General features: G+C 63.9%; 19 protein-coding genes. 8 read left to right on the forward strand and 11 right to left on the reverse strand.

The features are described 5' to 3' along the window. Positions 1-159: 159 nt before the first annotated feature. Entirely contained in the window at positions 160-1,107 is a 948-nt protein-coding gene (locus tag VF194_RS09810) for a LysR family transcriptional regulator (RefSeq protein ID WP_330890463.1), read from the reverse strand. A 107-nt stretch (positions 1,108-1,214) separates the two neighbouring features. Between VF194_RS09810 and wrbA the strand changes: the two genes are divergently transcribed. From wrbA to VF194_RS09840, 6 genes are all read left to right on the forward strand, one after another. Then, the gene (wrbA, locus tag VF194_RS09815; protein ID WP_330890465.1) at positions 1,215-1,823 is read left to right on the forward strand and encodes an NAD(P)H:quinone oxidoreductase; all 609 of its coding nucleotides are present in this window, start codon (positions 1,215-1,217) and stop codon (positions 1,821-1,823) included. Positions 1,824-1,873: 50 nt separating this feature from the next. Next, positions 1,874-2,593, forward strand: coding sequence for a pirin family protein (locus VF194_RS09820; RefSeq protein ID WP_330890468.1), 720 nt, complete (start codon positions 1,874-1,876; stop codon positions 2,591-2,593). 188 nt (positions 2,594-2,781) lie between these two features. After that, positions 2,782-3,486, forward strand: coding sequence for a TVP38/TMEM64 family protein (locus VF194_RS09825; RefSeq protein ID WP_330890470.1), 705 nt, complete (start codon positions 2,782-2,784; stop codon positions 3,484-3,486). Between the two features lie 38 nt (positions 3,487-3,524). Further along, positions 3,525-4,952, forward strand: coding sequence for a dihydrolipoyl dehydrogenase family protein (locus VF194_RS09830; RefSeq protein WP_330890472.1), 1,428 nt, complete (start codon positions 3,525-3,527; stop codon positions 4,950-4,952). An 18-nt stretch (positions 4,953-4,970) separates the two neighbouring features. Continuing rightward, on the forward strand, positions 4,971-6,401 hold the full coding sequence (locus VF194_RS09835) for a HAMP domain-containing sensor histidine kinase (protein WP_330890474.1): 1,431 nt from the start codon (positions 4,971-4,973) through the stop codon (positions 6,399-6,401). Positions 6,402-6,522: 121 nt separating this feature from the next. Continuing rightward, entirely contained in the window at positions 6,523-7,074 is a 552-nt protein-coding gene (locus VF194_RS09840) for a hypothetical protein (RefSeq protein WP_330890476.1), read from the forward strand. A gap of 15 nt (positions 7,075-7,089) precedes the next feature. On the opposite strand, the gene VF194_RS09845 is transcribed toward VF194_RS09840, so the two are convergent. After that, a complete protein-coding gene (locus VF194_RS09845; RefSeq protein WP_330890478.1) occupies positions 7,090-8,598 on the reverse strand; it encodes a 3-hydroxyacyl-CoA dehydrogenase in 1,509 nt (502 codons plus the stop codon). A gap of 134 nt (positions 8,599-8,732) precedes the next feature. Between VF194_RS09845 and VF194_RS09850 the strand changes: the two genes are divergently transcribed. Further along, positions 8,733-9,197, forward strand: a complete 465-nt coding sequence (locus tag VF194_RS09850; RefSeq protein ID WP_330890480.1) for an Hsp20 family protein — start codon at positions 8,733-8,735, stop codon at positions 9,195-9,197. Between the two features lie 27 nt (positions 9,198-9,224). Continuing rightward, the gene (locus tag VF194_RS09855) at positions 9,225-9,470 is read left to right on the forward strand and encodes a DUF1150 family protein (RefSeq protein ID WP_330890483.1); all 246 of its coding nucleotides are present in this window, start codon (positions 9,225-9,227) and stop codon (positions 9,468-9,470) included. A 120-nt stretch (positions 9,471-9,590) separates the two neighbouring features. Here VF194_RS09855 and ptsN read toward each other — a convergent pair whose 3' ends face one another. From ptsN to VF194_RS09900, 9 genes are all read right to left on the reverse strand, one after another. Further along, positions 9,591-10,055: a PTS IIA-like nitrogen regulatory protein PtsN gene (gene ptsN, locus VF194_RS09860; protein WP_330890484.1), complete on the reverse strand. Its 465-nt coding sequence runs from the start codon at positions 10,053-10,055 to the stop codon at positions 9,591-9,593. Between the two features lie 50 nt (positions 10,056-10,105). Further along, complete coding sequence (gene hpf / locus VF194_RS09865) at positions 10,106-10,432, reverse strand: ribosome hibernation-promoting factor, HPF/YfiA family (protein ID WP_330890486.1); 327 nt, start codon at positions 10,430-10,432, stop codon at positions 10,106-10,108. A 166-nt stretch (positions 10,433-10,598) separates the two neighbouring features. Next, positions 10,599-11,279 (reverse strand): Fe2+-dependent dioxygenase, encoded by a 681-nt coding sequence (locus VF194_RS09870; RefSeq protein WP_330890488.1) that lies wholly within the window; start codon positions 11,277-11,279, stop codon positions 10,599-10,601. Between the two features lie 56 nt (positions 11,280-11,335). Then, positions 11,336-12,874 (reverse strand): RNA polymerase factor sigma-54, encoded by a 1,539-nt coding sequence (gene rpoN, locus VF194_RS09875; RefSeq protein WP_330890490.1) that lies wholly within the window; start codon positions 12,872-12,874, stop codon positions 11,336-11,338. 13 nt (positions 12,875-12,887) lie between these two features. After that, complete coding sequence (lptB, locus tag VF194_RS09880; protein WP_330890492.1) at positions 12,888-13,676, reverse strand: LPS export ABC transporter ATP-binding protein; 789 nt, start codon at positions 13,674-13,676, stop codon at positions 12,888-12,890. Further along, entirely contained in the window at positions 13,673-14,284 is a 612-nt protein-coding gene (locus tag VF194_RS09885) for an LptA/OstA family protein (RefSeq protein ID WP_330890494.1), read from the reverse strand. The genes lptB and VF194_RS09885 overlap by 4 nt, the downstream gene beginning before the upstream one ends. A 6-nt stretch (positions 14,285-14,290) precedes the next feature. Then, positions 14,291-14,980 (reverse strand): LPS export ABC transporter periplasmic protein LptC, encoded by a 690-nt coding sequence (gene lptC, locus VF194_RS09890; RefSeq protein ID WP_330890496.1) that lies wholly within the window; start codon positions 14,978-14,980, stop codon positions 14,291-14,293. Continuing rightward, complete coding sequence (locus VF194_RS09895; protein WP_330890498.1) at positions 14,980-16,059, reverse strand: KpsF/GutQ family sugar-phosphate isomerase; 1,080 nt, start codon at positions 16,057-16,059, stop codon at positions 14,980-14,982. Before VF194_RS09895 ends, lptC begins: the two co-directional genes overlap by 1 nt. 109 nt (positions 16,060-16,168) lie before the next feature. Further along, positions 16,169-16,783 carry a ribonuclease D gene (locus VF194_RS09900; RefSeq protein WP_330890500.1) on the reverse strand — a complete coding sequence of 205 codons (615 nt, stop codon included), beginning with the start codon at positions 16,781-16,783 and terminating at the stop codon, positions 16,169-16,171. Positions 16,784-16,881 lie beyond the last annotated feature (98 nt).

Raw genomic sequence — 16,881 nt, forward strand, 5'->3', positions numbered from 1 at the left:
GACTCAGGCTTCAGCGCACGCGAACGGCCAACCGGCACCGCTTTCGCATTTGCGGTGCGGCTTGATGCGGTCGTCGATGTCGCCAAAGGCGTGTCATCCGGTGCGTCCTCTCGTCGCGCCCGTTCGATAGCACAGCGCTGCGGCGCCGTAAACCCGGTTTCAATCCCCGGTTCGCTGCTGCTTCCCGGGTGTGTTCAGCCAGACACGGTCCCAGGGCGGCTCCGGGCCGAACCGCTCGGCGAGGAAATCGATGAAGGCGCGCACCTTGGGGGTCAGATAGCGCTGCGCCGGATAGACGGCGTAGATGCCGCTCGGCGCCGGCGTGTAGGACTCGAGCAGCGGCACCAGCCGGCCTGCCGCGAGATCGGCGCCGACCATGAAGCTCGGCGAGAAGATGATGCCTGTGCCGGCCAGCGCGGCAATGCGGAGCATGTCTCCGTTATTGGCATGCAGGCGCCCGCTGACCTTGACTGCCGCGGCAGCGCCGGCTTCATTCACCAGCGGCCATATCTCGGGGGCCGGAAGATAGGAATAGACAAGACACTGGTGCTGGCGCAGGTCCTCCGGTTTCATCGGCACGCCGGCGCGGCGCAGATAGGCCGGCGCAGCGCAGATCACCATGCGATTGCGAGCCAGCCGCCGCGCGGTCAAAGTCGAATCGGCCAGCACGCCGATCCTGATCGCGACATCGACATCCTCCTCCAGCAGGTCGATCCGCCGGTCGTTGACGGTCAGCTCCAGTTCCAGTTCGGGACAGCGCGCCAGGAAATCCGGCAGCAGCGGCGCAACATGCATCTGCCCGAAATTGACCGGCATGTTCACCCTGAGGCGGCCGCGCGGCGTCGAATAAAGCGCCTGCACGGCGGTTTCGGCGGCCTCCGCCTCGGCCAGCAGACGCTGGGCATGGCCATAGACGATCCGGCCGGTCTCGGTGAGCGCCAGTTTGCGCGTCGTGCGCTGCAGCAGCTGCGCCCCGAGCCGCGCCTCCAGGCGGGCCACCTGCTTCGACACTGCCGACTTGGACAGCTTCAGGGCGGCAGCCGCGGCGCTGAAGCTGTTGTTCTCGACCACCCGGGCAAAGACCGCCAGATCGACCAGATGCTCCATACGCTATCGTCCACAATAGGAAACAATCATATTCCAAATCATAGATTGTTTCTGAAAATAGAGAAGCTAATTATCGACGCGACATCACGAAACCAATGGAGCCGACAATGACCAAGGTGCTGGTGCTGTATCATTCGATGTATGGCCATATCGAGAAGATGGCCGAGGCCGTTGCGGCCGGGGCGCGCGAGATGGCCGGAACCCAGGTCACCGTCAAGCGGGTGCCCGAGACCATGCCGGAAGAAGCGTTCAGGAAGGCCGGCGGCAAGTGGGAACAGGCAGCGCCGGCCGCCAGCCCGGCGGAGCTGGCCGATTATGACGCCATCATTTTCGGCACCCCGACCCGCTTCGGCAATATGAGCGGCCAGATGCGCAACTTCCTCGACCAGACCGGCGGTCTTTGGGTCAAGGGCGCGCTGATTGGCAAGGTGGCCAGCGTCTTCGTCTCGACCGGCACCGGCGGCGGCAACGAGACCACCATCACCAGCTTCCACAACACGTTGCTGCATCACGGCATGGTCATCGTCGGCCTGCCCTATTCGGCACCGGAACTGATGCAGCTCGGCGAGGTGAAGGGCGGCTCGCCCTACGGCGCCGGCACGATCGCCGGGCCGGATGGTAGCCGGCAACCGACCGAGATCGAATTGAAGCTGGCACGCTTCCAGGGCCGGCACGTTGCCGGCATCGCCGCCAAGCTGGCGGCCCAGAACGCCTGATCCCAACCGGCCGCGGCGGCCGCGCGCCGCTGCGGCACATGGAGATGATGATGATCCACGTCATTCCTTTCGACCGGCTGGGCCGGATGCAGATCGACTGGCTGAACAGCCGGTTCCACTTCAATTTCTCCGGCGTCGCCGCGCCGATGGGCAATGCCTTCGGGCCGCTGCGCGTCTGGAACGACGACGAGATCCAGCCCAAATCTGGTTTTCCCATGCACGGCCACCGCGACATGGAGATCATCACCTATGTCCGCCGCGGTGCCATCACGCATGAGGACAGCCTCGGCAACCGCGGACGCACGCCGGCCGGCGATGTCCAGGTGATGAGCGCCGGAACCGGCATCATGCACTCGGAATGGAATGCCGAGGACGAGCTGACGCATCTGTTCCAGATCTGGGTCGAGCCGAAGCAGATGCGGCTCAAGCCGCGCTGGGAGCAGGCGCAGTTCCCCAAGCATGACCGCGCCAATCGCCTGGTGCCGCTTGCCTCCGGCGAGGAGCCGATCCGGGCGGCCAATCCCGGCACCTTGCTGATCCATCAGGATGCCACGCTGTACGGCGCCTTGCTGGAAAGGGGTGCGGAGACCGGCTTCAACCTCAAATCCGACCGGATCGCTTATCTGGTTGCAGCCGACGGCAAGGTGACGGTGAACGGCACCGAAATTCCCACCCGTGCCGGTGTCGCCCTGGTCGGCGAGGACCCGGTGTCGATTGCGACCAAGGACGGCGCCGAGATTCTGCTCTTCGATCTGCCGAAGCCGAACTGACCCGCTGTCCGCCCGCCCGCCGGCGTCATGCCGGCGAGCGAATACGGGGCGGCTTCGGTGGCCCCGTTGGAAGCCAGAGGTTCACGATTGGGTGAAAGCGATGCTTTCCCGCCGCGCTCGCGTGCAATTTGCCGCTCTTTGCTGCCATATTGGGGCGAAGATCAAGGCTGGCAGCAGCGCTCTCCGACATGACTTTGAAACGCCTTCTTCCCCTGCTCGTGCTCGCCCTCGGCCTTGTACTGTTCCTGGCGTTCGACCTGGGACGCTTCTTCGATCTGGCCGCGCTGCGCGCGCATCAAAGTGACCTGCGGCTCTGGGTGGCGGCCCATCCCCTGCTCGCGCCGCTGGCCTATACCGGTTTTTACACGATCCTGGTTGCCTTCTCCCTGCCGATCGCCAGTTTCGTTACCCTGGCCGGCGGCATCCTGTTCGGCGCCTGGCTTGGCACCCTCTGGACCGCGATCGGCGCGACACTGGGCGCCGGTATCGTTTTCCTGGCCGCGAGGACCGCTTTGGCAGCCAGCTTGCGCGCCCGCGCCGGCCAGCGGCTGGCCAAACTGGAACGCGAAATCCGCGATAACGGCTTCCACTACCTGCTCTTCCTGCGACTGGTTCCGCTCTTTCCTTTCTGGCTGGTCAATATCGCACCGGCGCTCGTCGGCATGCGATTGATGCCATACCTTGTCGCCACCGCGCTCGGCATCTTGCCGGGAACCTTCGTCTTCGCCTATTTCGGGCAAGGCCTGAGCAATACGCTGCAAAAGAGCGATACATTGTCTCTGTCCATGATCGCCTCTCCGGAAATCCTGATTGCGCTGACCCTGCTGGCTCTGCTTTCCTTGCTGCCGATCTGGATCAAGCGGCGCCAGGCAGGCCGCAGCCGGCAAGAATGACGCTCGGGACGTGCAACCTGGAGAGATGACGGACCCAGATGGCTGATCGGATAGGCTGCGATATTGCGGTGATCGGCGCCGGCTCCGGCGGTCTGTCCGTTGCCGCCGGTGCGGCGATGATGGGCGCGAAGACGGTTCTCATCGAACGCGGGCACATGGGCGGCGACTGCCTTAATTACGGATGCGTCCCGTCCAAAGCGATGATCAATGCCGCGCGCCACGCCGTCGCCTGGCGGCAGGCCGCGCCGCTCGGCATCCGTTACGAAGAACCGGAGGTCGATTTCGCCGCCGTCATGCGGCATGTGAAGAACACCATCGCCGCCATAGCGCCGCATGACTCGATCGAACGCTTCACTGCGTTGGGGGTACAGGTCGTGCAGGGACATGGCCGCTTCTCATCACCGGATACGGTGACGGTCGGATCGAATGCGATCCGCGCCCGCCGCTTTGTTATCGCAACCGGCTCGCGGCCATCGATACCGCCGATCGGCGGCCTGGCCGATATCGGCTACCTGACCAATGAAACGGTGTTCAGCCTGACCGAACGGCCTGTGCATCTTCTGGTGATCGGCGGCGGCCCGGTCGGGATCGAACTGGCCCAGGCCTTCCGGCGGCTCGGCTCGAAGGTGACGCTGATCGAGCGGCAGCGCTGCCTGCCGCACGAGGATGGCGAGCTGTCCGGCATTCTCCTCAACGCCCTGCGGGACGACGGCGTTTCGCTCTACGAGCGGACGGAGGTGATCCAGGCAGCGAATACCGTCTCCGGCATTGTTTTGACGCTGCGCCGTCAGGATGGCAGTGAAGAGCGCGTCGCCGGATCGCATGTCCTGGTGGCGGCCGGGCGCATGCCGAATATCGAGGATCTCGGCCTGGAAAGCGCGGGCATCGCCATCCGCAAGAGCGGCATTGCCGTCGATGCCGGCCTGAAGACCACCAATCGGCATGTCTATGCCATCGGCGACGCCACCGGGCTCAGCCCGTTTACGCACAGCGCCAACTACCATGCCGGCGTGGTGCTGAAGAATGCGCTTTTCCGCCTTCCGGCGCGGGCCGACCACACAGCCATTCCGCGCGTTACCTATGGCGATCCGGAGCTTGCCTCGGTCGGACTGCTGGAGGAGGAGGCCCGTGCCCGCCACGGAAAGATCACCATCCTGCGTTGGCCGTTCGCCTTGAACGACCGCGCCCACACCGAAGGCCGGATCGAGGGCATGATCAAGGTGCTCGCCAGCCGCAGCGGCCGCGTGCTGGGGGCGAGCATCGTCGGGCCCGATGCCGGCGATCTGCTGCAGCCCTGGGTGCTGGCGCTGGAGAAAAGGCTGGGGATCGGAGCTTTGCAGGCCATGGTGGTTCCCTATCCGACCCGTGGCGAGGTGTCGAAACGGGCGGCGGGCGACTTCTACAAACCGAAACTGTTCAGCCCCCTTACGCGCAAGCTGGTGCAGTTTCTCGCCCGCTTCGGCTAGCCGCCGTATAATATTTCAATGCACGCACAGAAGCCCGAGACGCTAAAGCGGTCAGCCGGCCGCGCAAGACACAGCATAACCGGCCTGTCGGGCCGGCTGCTGGTCCTGACGGTCGCCTTCGTCATGCTGGCGGAAGTGCTGATCTATCTGCCTTCGATGGCGCGTTTCCGGATCACCTATTTCGAATCGAAGATCGAGCTGGCCGATCAGGCGGCCCTGGCCCTGCTGGCGGCGCCGGACGGCATGGTCAGCGAGGAACTGGAAAACGAGCTGCTGCGCAATGTCGGCGCCAAGCTTGTCGCCATGCGGCGCAAGGCATCCAACGCACTGATCCTGAGCGACCGGCAGGAACTGCCGATGCTCGGCGCGCCCATGGATCTGTCGAATTGGATGTGGTGGGAAGCCATCATGGATGCCGTCAAGGCGCTGACCGGCCATGCAGACCAATATCTCCGCGTCATCGGACCGTCGCCGCGCGAGCCGCAAACGCGGATCGAGATCGTCCTGCCGACTGCACCGCTGACCAAGGCCCTGCAGGAGTTTTCCTGGCGGATTTTCTCCATGTCCCTGATCATCTCGATCGTCACCGCCTCGCTGGTCTACCTGACGCTGCAATTATGGCTGGTGCGGCCGATGCTGCGCCTGATCGACAGCATCGTCGGCTTCCGGTCGGCGCCGGAGGATGCGCGTCAGACCTTGCAGCCATCGCAACGAACCGACGAGCTTGGATTGGCCGAGCGGGAGTTGCAAAGCATGCAGCAGGAGCTGCGGCAGGCCTTGATCCAGCGCGCCCATCTGGCCCAGCTCGGCATCGCGGTCAGCAAGATCAGTCACGATCTGCGCAACATGCTGGCTTCGGCGCAACTCGTCTCCGATCGCCTGGCGGCATCCCAGGATCCGACGGTCAGCCAGGTGGCGCCGCGACTGGTGAATTCGATCGACCGGGCGATCAATCTTTGCGCTCAGACGCTGCGCTACGGCAAGGCCGAGGAGCGCGCGCCGGAGCCGGCGCGTTTCGCCCTGCGCCCCTTCATGGAAGAGGTGGCCGCCAGCCTAGGCATGGCCGACATGGCCGCGATCCGCTGGATCAACGCCGTCCCCGATACGCTGCAGGTCTGTGCCGATAGCGAGCATCTTTATCGGATTCTCAACAACCTGATCCGGAATGCCTGCCAGGCGATGCTGCCAAAGGGCGGCGAGGTCCGGGTCAGCGCGACCAATACCGGCGCTCGGGTCGTAATCGAGGTGGCCGATACCGGCGCCGGCTTGAGCGAGGCCGTGCAGACGCATTTGTTTCAGCCGTTCCGTGGCGGCCGCGATGGCGGCACCGGCCTTGGGCTGGCGGTCGCCCGCGAACTGGCCCGCGCCCATGGTGGCGATCTGGAACTGGCCCGCACCGGACCGCTGGGCACGACATTCCGGATCATCCTGCCCTACCCGGCCAACTGACGGCTATGGCTAACGCCGGTTAACCATATCGCTTAACTGTATATCCCTCCGCCGCTGCGCTATAACGCTTCGAGCCAGAATGGCTGAAATATCCGGATTACGGATCGCGCGGGAGAAGGCCATGCGCCTGATGTGTCGTTTGCTGATGCTTGCACCCTTGCTGACGGCCGGGCTGCTTGCCGGCTGTTCGTCGGAACGGGAGAATTTCACGCCGGCAACGCAGGCGATCGGCATCGGCCTCGGCATCGAGGTCATCAAGACGAAGATCGAGCGGCGCCTCGAAGTCACCTGCAATCCGCTCAACCTGATCAGCGACGGCACCTACTGCGTCAGCAACTACAAGCCGACCGACCGCCAGGAAGTCTGGTGCTTCCGCACGCTCGGCGATCCCGACTGCTACGGCGAACCCGATCCCTATTCGCTGCAGGGACGCGCCCTGCCGAAAGCGCCGCGTCCGCTGGCCGATCCCCGCATGCCGATGACGCCGCCGGGACGGCACCATCAGGCGGATAGCCAGATTGCGGTCGCCCCGATCGGCGCGGCAGCCGAGCCGGTGCCGGTTCCTTCCATCGTCGCGCCGGTCGGCATGCCGGCGAGCCAGATGCCGGCGCCGCAGCAAGCGCCGGCCGCCAATACGGCGCCGGACGACATCTACAAGCGCCTGGCGGAGTAGCGCCGCCCGGCCCGTTCAGTCTGCCGCCAGTGCCGACAACCCCAGCAGCGCGCGGCGGCGCAGCCACAGGCTTGGCCGATAGCGGTCATCGCCGGTGATCGCCTGTAACTGCTGCATGATGGTGTGAACCGCCGCCACGCCCATCGCATCGGCCAGCGCCAGCGGCCCGAGCGGATAATTCAGGCCCAGCGTCATCGCCTTGTCGATATCTTCCGGTCCGGCGATGCGGATCTGTGCCATTTCGCAGCCGAGATTGGCCACCATGGCGGCGATGCGCTGACCGACGAAACCGGGGCTGTCGAAAATCACGCTGATGGGGCGGCCGGCCTGATTGAACCGCGCCACGACCGCATCGAGCAAAGCCTGGCGCGCGCCCGGCGCGCGCATCAGCGTCAGACGCTTGTCGAACTTGCCGGTCAGGTCGAGGGCGAAGAGTCTCCTGTGATCGAGACCCAGACGGGCGGCATAGGTGGCGCAATCCTCGCCCAGCGGCGCGCCAAGGATCGGACAATCGCCGTCGTCAAAACCGCTCGCCTCGAAGCCGCAATCGCGCAGCAATTCGCCCAGGACCTCGTCCTCCTCGGCCAGGCAGACCCGGCTGGCAGGCGCTGCGTCGGACGATGCGTCCGCAGAGGGCAGGATCGCCTTGCCGTTACTGTCGTAATCGAAGAATCCGCGACCGCTCTTGCGTCCGAACTGGCCGCTTTCCTTGAGCGACTGATGCAGCGGTACGGTCGCCAGCCGGCGGTCGTAGAAATAGCCCTCATGCACGATCTGGCTGACCGGGAAATTCACGTCGATGCCGGTCAGGTCCATCAGTTCGAACGGCCCCATGCGAAAGCCCCAGACTTCGCGCATGATGGCATCGACCTGTGCCGGCGTCGCCACCCCTTCGGAGACGATGCGCAGCGCTTCCTGCGTATAGGCCCGGCCGCCGAGATTGACGAGAAAACCGGGGCTGTCCTGCACCACCACCGGCGTACGGCCCATGCGCTCGCCCACCTTGACCAGGGCGGCGACCGTCGCATCGCTCGTCGCCGGCGCGCGGACGACTTCCACCAGCCGCATCAGCGGCACCGGATTGAAGAAATGCAGGCCGCCGATCCGGCCGCGGCGCTCGCAGGCGCTGGCGATACTGGCGATGCGCAGGCTGGAGGTATTCGAGGCGAGCAGGCAGTCGGGCCGCACGATACCCTCGAGTTGCCGGAACACCTCCTGCTTGACGCCAAGATTCTCGACAATGGCTTCGACGACCAGATCGGCCGGCGACAGGGCCTTGAGCTCCTCCACCACACTAAGGCGGCGCTTCGCCTCCTCCGCGGCGCCGGCCTCGAGCCGCCCCTTGGCCACCATCTGGTCCAGCTGGGCAAGAATGGCGTCCCGCGCCCTGGCGGCGGCACCGGGCGCAGCGTCGTACAGTAATACCGTCATACCGCCGCTGGCGCCGACCTGGGCGATGCCCCGCCCCATCGCGCCCGCGCCGACGACCCCAACGATTCCAATATCTTGTGCGGAATTCGCCACAATATTCCTCCGGTTTTCTGCATCATCGCATCCTGCCCAGACGAGCCTTGATCCGCAAGGCGCGACACCCCACATCATTTGCGTCGGGGTGCCTGATAGGGCCCCGACGGCACTCGCTTAGCAAGGAGTCCGCCATGACCCGTGTGTCGTTGTTTTCCAGCCCGCTACTGCTCGGGTTCGATCATGTCGAACGGATGATCGAACGGGCCGCAAAGGCCGGCTCGGAAGGTTATCCGCCCTACAATATCGAGCAGATCGGCGAGGACGGTTTTCGCATCACGCTGGCAGTCGCCGGTTTCGACGCCGGCAGTCTCGCCATCAGCGTTGAAGATAACCAGCTCGTCATCCGTGGCAAGCAGACCGACGACAAGGACAGGGTCTACCTGCATCGCGGCATCGCCGCACGGCAGTTCCAGCGCAGCTTCGTCCTGGCCGACGGCATCGAGGTCATCGGCGCCGAATTGGCGAATGGCCTGCTGCACGTCGATCTGCGGCGGCCCAAGCCGGAACCTCAGGTACGCAATATCGCCATAAAAACGACCGACGGGGGGCGGAAGAGCACGCTCGGCGTCGAGAGTGGCAGCGGCGACGGCGCATAAGGCGGAATCCGAAAAGGAGACACAGACATGAGCACCCCCAGCAATCACGACGCCTACATCAACAACTCCCGCATCGGCACTCCCATGTCGGCGGAGACCTTCGCCAATCTTGGCGCGCCGGATCTGGCCTACATCCGCCCGATCGATACTCCGCAGGGCGTGGTATGGGGCATTTTCGCCGCCAACGGAACGCAGCTTGGCGTCGCGCCCGAACGCGACCTGGCCTTCGCGGCGGCGGTGCAGAACGACCTCGTGCCCGTCAGCCTGCACTGAGGGCTTGTGAACCGGCGGCTGAATCGAGGCAGCGCGTATCCGCAAGAGCGCAAGGCAGGAGGACAGTGCACACGGGAACAGAGCGCCGGCCGGGCCAGACCCGGTCGGCGTCCGCCGTTCTTATGCCGCGTGCGAAGCCGGACTATCGGTCAGCAGCGCATAGAGCGCATCACCGTTCTCCGCGCCGCGCAGCTTTTCGCAGATCGCCTTGTCGCGCAAAAGACGCGATACGCGCGCCAGCGCCTTCAGGTGATCCGCGCCGGCCGATTCCGGAGCCAGCAGCAGGAAGATGAGATCGACCGGCATTTCGTCGATCGAATCGAAGTCGACCGGCCGATCGAGACGGGCGAACAATCCATAGAGCTTGTCCAATCCCTGCAACCGGCCATGCGGGATGGCAATGCCGTTGCCAACGCCCGTCGTCCCCAGCCGCTCACGTTCCAGCAGGGTGTCGAAAATCACCCGTTCATGCTGCCCCGTAAGCTTGGAGGCACGCGCCGACAACTCCTGCAACGCTTGCTTCTTGCTGTTGGCTTTGAGATTGGCGACGACGCTCTCTGGGCTCAAAAGCTGATAGATTTCCATCGGAAAATACTGCCTCCGCGGGCTATGCCGAACAGCGCCTGATCGCGCGATCAGGCGGCATCCTCGGCATCCGGCATACGCGCGTGATGATTGCGCCGCTTGCGTTTGTCGCGCCGAACCTGCTTGGCCAGCCGATCCAGCGCGTTGTCGAAACTGCCATAAATCTCGGTATCCTCTCCCTCCGCCAGCATTTCGATGCCGGCGCCGACATGAACGGCGCATTGGCAGTAGTAGACCCCGCGTTCGCGGCGAAACACCACCTGCCCTTCAATCGCATTGTCCATATATTTGGATACCGCTGAGCTGAGCTTGTCGGCCACATAGGCGCGCAACGACTCGCCGAGATCAAGCTGCAGTCCAGACGTTTGGATTTTCATGATGCGTCGAAATCCGATTTCACTCGGCCATGGCATATTATAGTACGGCCTGCCGCAGCCGTCATGCGGTGGCGGACCATAGACAAGGCCCCCTGCTCTGTCAACCAGAGACAGGCACATGCAAGACATTGAAAGTTCTAGATTTTATTCCTCGCTGCATTCCGGATCAATTGTCGATCCACTGGCGCAGCAGATTCTTGCGCACTTTGTCCAGCATATCCTGCGCCGCAACGATGGCTCTGCGATCCGTCTGCTGGATCATGTTACTGATCATCGCCAATTCAAGGATGATCTCGCGCTGCACCTCATTGCGGATCATGCTCTGCAGCCAGGTGACACAGGCCAGGCGCTCTCCGCGCAGCACCGGCTTCACTTCATGAAAGTAGTAGGTCGGATAAACGATCATGTGGCCCGCGGGCAGCTTGTAGCTGTTCGATCCCAGGCTGGTCTTGATGACCAATTCCCCGCCGTCATATTCGCTCGGATCGTTCATGAAGATCGTGAACGACATGTCGACGCGGATCTTGTCGTCCTGGCCTCCCATGATGGCATTGTCGACATGGTCGCCGTAATACATGCCCTCGCGATAGAGGTTGAACCGCGGCGGCAGGATTCGTTTCGGCGCCGCGACGGTCTGAAACGTGCTGTTGCGCGCAAGCGCCGCCAGGATCAGGTCCTGCGCCTGTGTCATGCGCGGCGATTTCCTGTCGGTCTGCAGATTGTGCTTCACATCGCGCGCCCGGCCGGCCGCGGTCAGGCGTCCGTCGAGGAAATCGTCCGGCCCGAGCCCGGCCCTGAGCTTGGCAAGCTCTTCCCGGGTCAGAATATCTGGAATGACGACGAACACTTGCCCCTCCGCACCAATCCTTCAATGTGAACCGCGCCGTATGCTGCGGCGCCGCTTCAGCCTACCTTGAGCAATCCCGCGCGCTTCAGCCGACGCCGCTCCACCGACGAAGGAATATTCATCGCCTCGCGGTACTTCGCCACGGTGCGGCGCGCAATATCGACGCCCTTGCCGGCCAGAATCTCGACGATCTTGTCATCCGAAAGCACATCGTCCGGGTCTTCCCCGTCGATCAAGGCCTTGATTCGATGACGGATCGACTCGGCGGAGAAGGCCTCGCCGCCATCGGTCGCGGCGATGGAAGCGGTGAAGAAATATTTCATTTCGAAGATGCCGCGCGGCGTCGCCATGGTCTTGTTCGAGGTCACCCGGCTGACCGTGCTTTCATGCATCTCGATCGCCTCGGCCACCGCGCGCAGGTTCAGCGGCTTCAGATGCGCCACGCCGTGACGCAGAAAACCGTCCTGCTGGCGGATGATTTCGCTGGCGACCTTCAGGATCGTCTGCGCCCGCTGATCCAGCGACTTGACCAGCCAGTTGGCCGAGTTGAGGCAGTCGGAGAGATAGCTCTTGGCCTGCTTGTCCGCCCCATTCGCCTTGTTGTCACGCGATACCCGCGCATAGTAGCGGCTGTTGACGAGAACCCGCGGCAGAGTCTCGCTGTTCAATTCGACCAGCCAGTTTCCGTCCGCGGAACGCCGGACATAGACGTCCGGGATGAGCGTCTGCACCGGCTCGCCGCCGAACAGCAACCCTGGCTTCGGATTGAGGGCGCGAATCTCCCTGACCATGTCGGCGATATCTTCCTGATCGACGCCGCAGATGCGCATCAGCCCGGAAATGTCCCGCTTGGCCAGCAATTCCAGATTGTCGAGCAGGGCCTGCATGGCCGGATCGAGCCGGTCGCGCTCGCGCAACTGCAGAGCCAGGCATTCCCTCAGGCTGCGGGCGAACAGGCCACTCGGCTCTATCGTCTGCAGATCGAGCAGCACGGCTTCGACATCATCTACATCCACACCCAGACGGGCAGCGATTTCGCTGAGCGGCTCGGTCACATAGCCCGCCTCGTCCAGCGCATCGATCAGGGCCTGTCCGATCATGCGGTCGGCGGCATTTGCCGGCATCAGGCACCAATGATCCTGCACGTGCTCCCGCAGGTTCTTCACCTCCGACGGCGTCTGCTCGAACGAGCCGTCGTTCTCGAAACGCGGATCGCCCCCGCGGCCGGGCATGAAATTGCTGCTGAGGGCATTGCCCGGATCGCCGGCGTCATAGCCGCTGTCGTTGGTGAAGGTGCTGTCGCCGTCGGCGTCCAGCGCATCGCGCGCCTTCTCGACGACGCTGTCGGATGCAAGATCGAGCCGTTCCGCCGCAGCCGTCACTTCCTCGCCGCCTTCGAACGGCTCGCTGCCGTCATCGGGCCCGGCTCCGTCGCCTTCAACGCGCTCGAGCAGCGGATTGCGTTCCAGTTCCTGCTCGACATAGGCCTGCAATTCCAGATTGGAAAGCTGCAGCAGCTTGATCGCCTGCTGCAACTGCGGGGTCATGACAAGAGCTTGACCCTGCCTGAGTTCGAGACGGGGACCAAGGGCCATGACTAAGCCCCAGCTACCAACTGAAGCGTTCGCCGAGATAAACCCGGCGTACATTCTCGTCGGCGACGATTTCGCTTGGGCTGCCTTCCATCAGCACTTTGCCGTCGTGCAGGATGTAGGCCCGATCGATGATATCGAGCGTCTCGCGTACATTGTGATCGGTGATCAGCACGCCGATGCCGCGATCCTTCAGATGCGACACCAATTCGCGAATCTCGCCGACGGCGATCGGATCGATGCCGGCCAGCGGCTCGTCGAGCAGCATGAACGAGGGCTGCGTCGCCAGGGCCCGGGCGATTTCGCAGCGGCGCCGCTCGCCGCCCGACAGCGCCAGCGCCGGCGTGCGCCGCAGATGCGTGATCGAGAACTCGGCCAGCAGATCGTCCAGCATGGCTTCGCGGCGATCGACTTCGGCTTCGACCAGTTCGAGTACGGCGCGGATATTCTGCTCAACCGTCAGGCCGCGGAAGATGGAGGCTTCCTGCGGCAGATAGCCCATGCCGAGACGGGCGCGCCGATACATCGGCAAGCCGGTGATGTCGTGCCCGTCCAGGCTGATATTGCCGTGATCGGGCCGGATCAGCCCCGTCATGATATAGAAGGTGGTCGTCTTGCCCGCCCCGTTCGGCCCGAGTAGACCGACCGCCTCGCCACGCTGCACATAGAGCGAGACGTCGCGCAGGACGGGACGCTTCTTGAAGCTCTTGCCGAGGCGATGCGCCGCCAGTCCGGGAAACGGATTCTCCGAAACCAGGCGCAGTCCGGCGTCATTGGGATCGTTCCCGGCGTCGATCACCGTCATTGCTTGCTCTTCCCTGCGCCTGTCTGACCGGAAGCAGCCGGTCCGTTGCCGGCCGGAGCGGTCTGCGCGTCATTCGGCAGGAAAACGCCACGGACGCGCTCGCCCGGCAGAGGCTCGCAGATGCTGCGTCCGCTGTCTTGGAACATGACCGCCTTGGCGCAGCGCACCGTCGCCCGATCCGTCGTCAGCAGGACATTGCCGGTCAGCGTCACCGTCTTCTTGTCCACGTCATAGACGCCGAAATCGCCCTGCGCCCGTTCCTCCGGCGTCGAAACGAAGACCTTGCCTTTCGCCTCGATCCTGGTGATCGAGCTGGCGTCCGGCGCGCCGGTCGTGGAAGCCGGCTTGACGGCAGACTTGCCCTCGGATTGCGCCGAGCGCTCGCGATAATAGACGAAGAGTTCTTCCGAGCGCAGCCGCGTGTCGCCCTGTATGACATCGACATCGCCGCGGAAGATCGCCAATTGCTTGTCCTGCTGGACCTCCAGCGTGTTCGACGTGATCTCAATCGGCTTGTCGCTGTTGCGGTTGTTGCCCAGGTTGACCTGCGCAAGGCTTGGCGCCGCGATGGCGGCGAGCAAGAGGGCTACGAAAAAGATGACACGCATTCCCGATCAGCCCCGTTTCTTGCCCGGCAGGATCGTCGTATTGACGCCATTGATGAAAATGATTACCCGCCCCTTGTCGCGGATACGCAAACCGTTGGCCCGGATCATGCCCAGATCGGACTGACCCCAGACCTTCTCGTCGCTGGCCAGCTCGTCGGTGTTGAGATTCACCTCGGCGCTGGTGCCATGCATCTGATAGCCGTTGTCGCCATAGACATTGATGTTGCCGAACAGGTTCAGCAGCTTTGTTCCGCCATGATAAAGGCCGGTATCGGCCGTCAGCGACCACCAGGCGCCGTTATTCATCGTCAGGTCGGCCTGGACATTGTCCATCGTCACCTGCTGCTTATCCTGCGGGTCCTGGATGGCGCGATCGGCGGTCACCACGTAAGGCTGATCCTTGGCATCGGTTCCGCGATAGCGCGGATTGTTCATGACGAGCGCCGCCTCGGCGGTATCGACTTCGCTGAAGGTCAGCGGCAGCGCCACATGTCGCTTAGCCAGTTGCGGCCAGGCGACCAGCACGGCGACCGTGCCGAGGGCCAGCAAGGGCAGCACGAACTTCATGAAATGGACGTAGCGCCGGCGCTTGGTCAGCGTCGTCAGCGCCATTTCGGAGTTGCGCGGTGCGAATTCGGTAACACGACGATGCCGTGACACTGAGAATTCCGCTGCCTCTTCGATGCCGCCGGCCATCACGTGATTCCGGCGCGCACGCAATCGTGCATATGAACGATGCCGACCGGCCGGCCGGCTTCCACGACGAAGAACGCGGTGATCCGCCGGCGGTTCATCTCCCGCAGGGCCTCGACGGCCAGAATATTCGGGCCGATCGTGATCGGCGACTTCGTCATGACCGCATCAACCTTCTGAGCCAGCAGGTCGCCTTCGATATGGCGGCGCAAATCGCCATCGGTGACGATGCCGACCAGCCTGCCCCTGTTGCGTCCCTTTTCGGCAATGACGCCGATGCAGCCGAAACTGCGCCCGGCCATGGTGATCAGCGCCTCCCGCATCGGCGTGCCGCTTGCCACCAGCGGCATCTCCGCCCCGGCATGCATCAGATCCTTGACCTTGATCAGTTGCTTGCCCAAACGGCCGCCGGGGTGGAAGACCCGGTAATGCTCGCGCGTAAACCCTTTGCGTTCCATTAACGCCACGGCCAGCGCATCGCCGAGGGCCAGCATCATGGTCGTCGAAGTCGTCGGCGCCAACCCCATCGGGCAGGCCTCCTCGACCGGCGGCAAGGTCAGAACGACATCCGAGGCCTGGCCCAGCGCCGAACGCGGCTTCGAGGTCATGCCGATCAGCGGAATGGCGAAGCGTTTGGCATGGGCGATGAGGTCGGCCAGTTCGGGCACGTCGCCCGAATTCGACAGGCAGAGCAGGACATCGCCCTGGGTCACCATGCCGAGATCGCCATGGCTGGCTTCTGCCGGATGGACGAAGAAAGCCGGCGTGCCGGTCGAGGCCATGGTCGCCGCAATCTTGCGCGCCACATGGCCGCTCTTGCCCATGCCGGACACGATCACGCGGAAACGGCCGCCGGGCTGGCTTACGCCCATCAGAATGTCGACGGCCTTGGTGAAGGCGCCATCGATCTGCGCGGCCAGCGCCGCCAGGCCGTTCGCTTCCATCAGCAGGACGCGGCGGCCAACCGCCACATCCTCGCTGGCAGCCGGCTTCGGATTCGAAACCTGGACGACCTTTACCTCTGTCTTTGTGCTCTTGCGCCCGACGCGCTTGGCACGCGTGGCGGCTGGTGCGGATGCCATGGACTTACCCACCGCTTGCAACCTCTAACAAAAATCGTGCCAAATATGGGGGCTTAGCCCTGAAAATGCAAACCGGTTGATCTGTCAGGGCCCTTTTCGCCCGATACAATCAGTGGGCGAAGATATCTTCCTCTGCCCAACCTGCGAGATCAAGCTCGGCGCGGGTCGGCAGGAAACCGAAACAGGCTTCCGCCAAGGCCGTACGCCCTTCCCGGGCCAGCATCCCATCCAGCACGGTCTTGAGCTGATGCAGGTGCAGCACGTCCGACGCGGCATAGCGCTGCTGCGCCTCGGTCAGCTTCGGCGCCCCCCAGTCGGAGGACTGTTCCTGCTTGGAAATTTCGACGCCGATCAGCTCGCGGCACAGATCCTTCAGGCCATGCCGGTCGGTGAAGGTGCGGACAAGGCGGGACGCCGTGCGGGTGCAGTAGACCGGCGCGGTCTTCGCCCCCAGATAATGCCGCAGCGCCGCCAGGTCGAACCGGGCGAAATGGAATAGCTTCAGGATATTGGGGTTTTCCAGCAGGCGCTTGAGATTCGGCGCCCGATAATCCGTGCCGGCCTGGAACTGCACCAGATGGGCATTGCCGTCGCCGCCGGAGAGCTGGACCACGCAAAGCCGGTCGCGCAGCGTGCGCAATCCCATGGTTTCGGTATCCACGGCAACCACCGGCCCCAGATCGAGGCCGTCGGGCAAGTCGCCTTGATGAACGGTAATGGCCATGCCTGCGCTCTCTCTGGATGCGCTTGCCTTCAGAGGGTGCCCTGCCGGCAGGGCCCGATCATCGGCACGATACTCGGGAATTGGTGCCCAGGATAAGA

The organism is Ferrovibrio sp. (assembly GCF_036381655.1).
Lineage (GTDB): Bacteria > Pseudomonadota > Alphaproteobacteria > Ferrovibrionales > Ferrovibrionaceae > Ferrovibrio.

Bases quoted from the DNA above. Each gene is read 5' to 3' on its own strand.
- VF194_RS09810 (WP_330890463.1), bottom strand. From the start codon at position 1,107: ATGGAGCATCTGGTCGATCTGGCGGTCTTTGCCCGGGTGGTCGAGAAC.
- wrbA (WP_330890465.1), top strand. From the start codon at position 1,215: ATGACCAAGGTGCTGGTGCTGTATCATTCGATGTATGGCCATATCGAG.
- VF194_RS09820 (WP_330890468.1), top strand. From the start codon at position 1,874: ATGATCCACGTCATTCCTTTCGACCGGCTGGGCCGGATGCAGATCGAC.
- VF194_RS09825 (WP_330890470.1), top strand. From the start codon at position 2,782: ATGACTTTGAAACGCCTTCTTCCCCTGCTCGTGCTCGCCCTCGGCCTT.
- VF194_RS09830 (WP_330890472.1), top strand. From the start codon at position 3,525: ATGGCTGATCGGATAGGCTGCGATATTGCGGTGATCGGCGCCGGCTCC.
- VF194_RS09835 (WP_330890474.1), top strand. From the start codon at position 4,971: ATGCACGCACAGAAGCCCGAGACGCTAAAGCGGTCAGCCGGCCGCGCA.
- VF194_RS09840 (WP_330890476.1), top strand. From the start codon at position 6,523: ATGCGCCTGATGTGTCGTTTGCTGATGCTTGCACCCTTGCTGACGGCC.
- VF194_RS09850 (WP_330890480.1), top strand. From the start codon at position 8,733: ATGACCCGTGTGTCGTTGTTTTCCAGCCCGCTACTGCTCGGGTTCGAT.
- VF194_RS09855 (WP_330890483.1), top strand. From the start codon at position 9,225: ATGAGCACCCCCAGCAATCACGACGCCTACATCAACAACTCCCGCATC.
- ptsN (WP_330890484.1), bottom strand. From the start codon at position 10,055: ATGGAAATCTATCAGCTTTTGAGCCCAGAGAGCGTCGTCGCCAATCTC.
- hpf (WP_330890486.1), bottom strand. From the start codon at position 10,432: ATGAAAATCCAAACGTCTGGACTGCAGCTTGATCTCGGCGAGTCGTTG.
- rpoN (WP_330890490.1), bottom strand. From the start codon at position 12,874: ATGGCCCTTGGTCCCCGTCTCGAACTCAGGCAGGGTCAAGCTCTTGTC.
- lptB (WP_330890492.1), bottom strand. From the start codon at position 13,676: ATGACGGTGATCGACGCCGGGAACGATCCCAATGACGCCGGACTGCGC.
- VF194_RS09885 (WP_330890494.1), bottom strand. From the start codon at position 14,284: ATGCGTGTCATCTTTTTCGTAGCCCTCTTGCTCGCCGCCATCGCGGCG.
- lptC (WP_330890496.1), bottom strand. From the start codon at position 14,980: ATGGCCGGCGGCATCGAAGAGGCAGCGGAATTCTCAGTGTCACGGCAT.
- VF194_RS09895 (WP_330890498.1), bottom strand. From the start codon at position 16,059: ATGGCATCCGCACCAGCCGCCACGCGTGCCAAGCGCGTCGGGCGCAAG.
- VF194_RS09900 (WP_330890500.1), bottom strand. From the start codon at position 16,783: ATGGCCATTACCGTTCATCAAGGCGACTTGCCCGACGGCCTCGATCTG.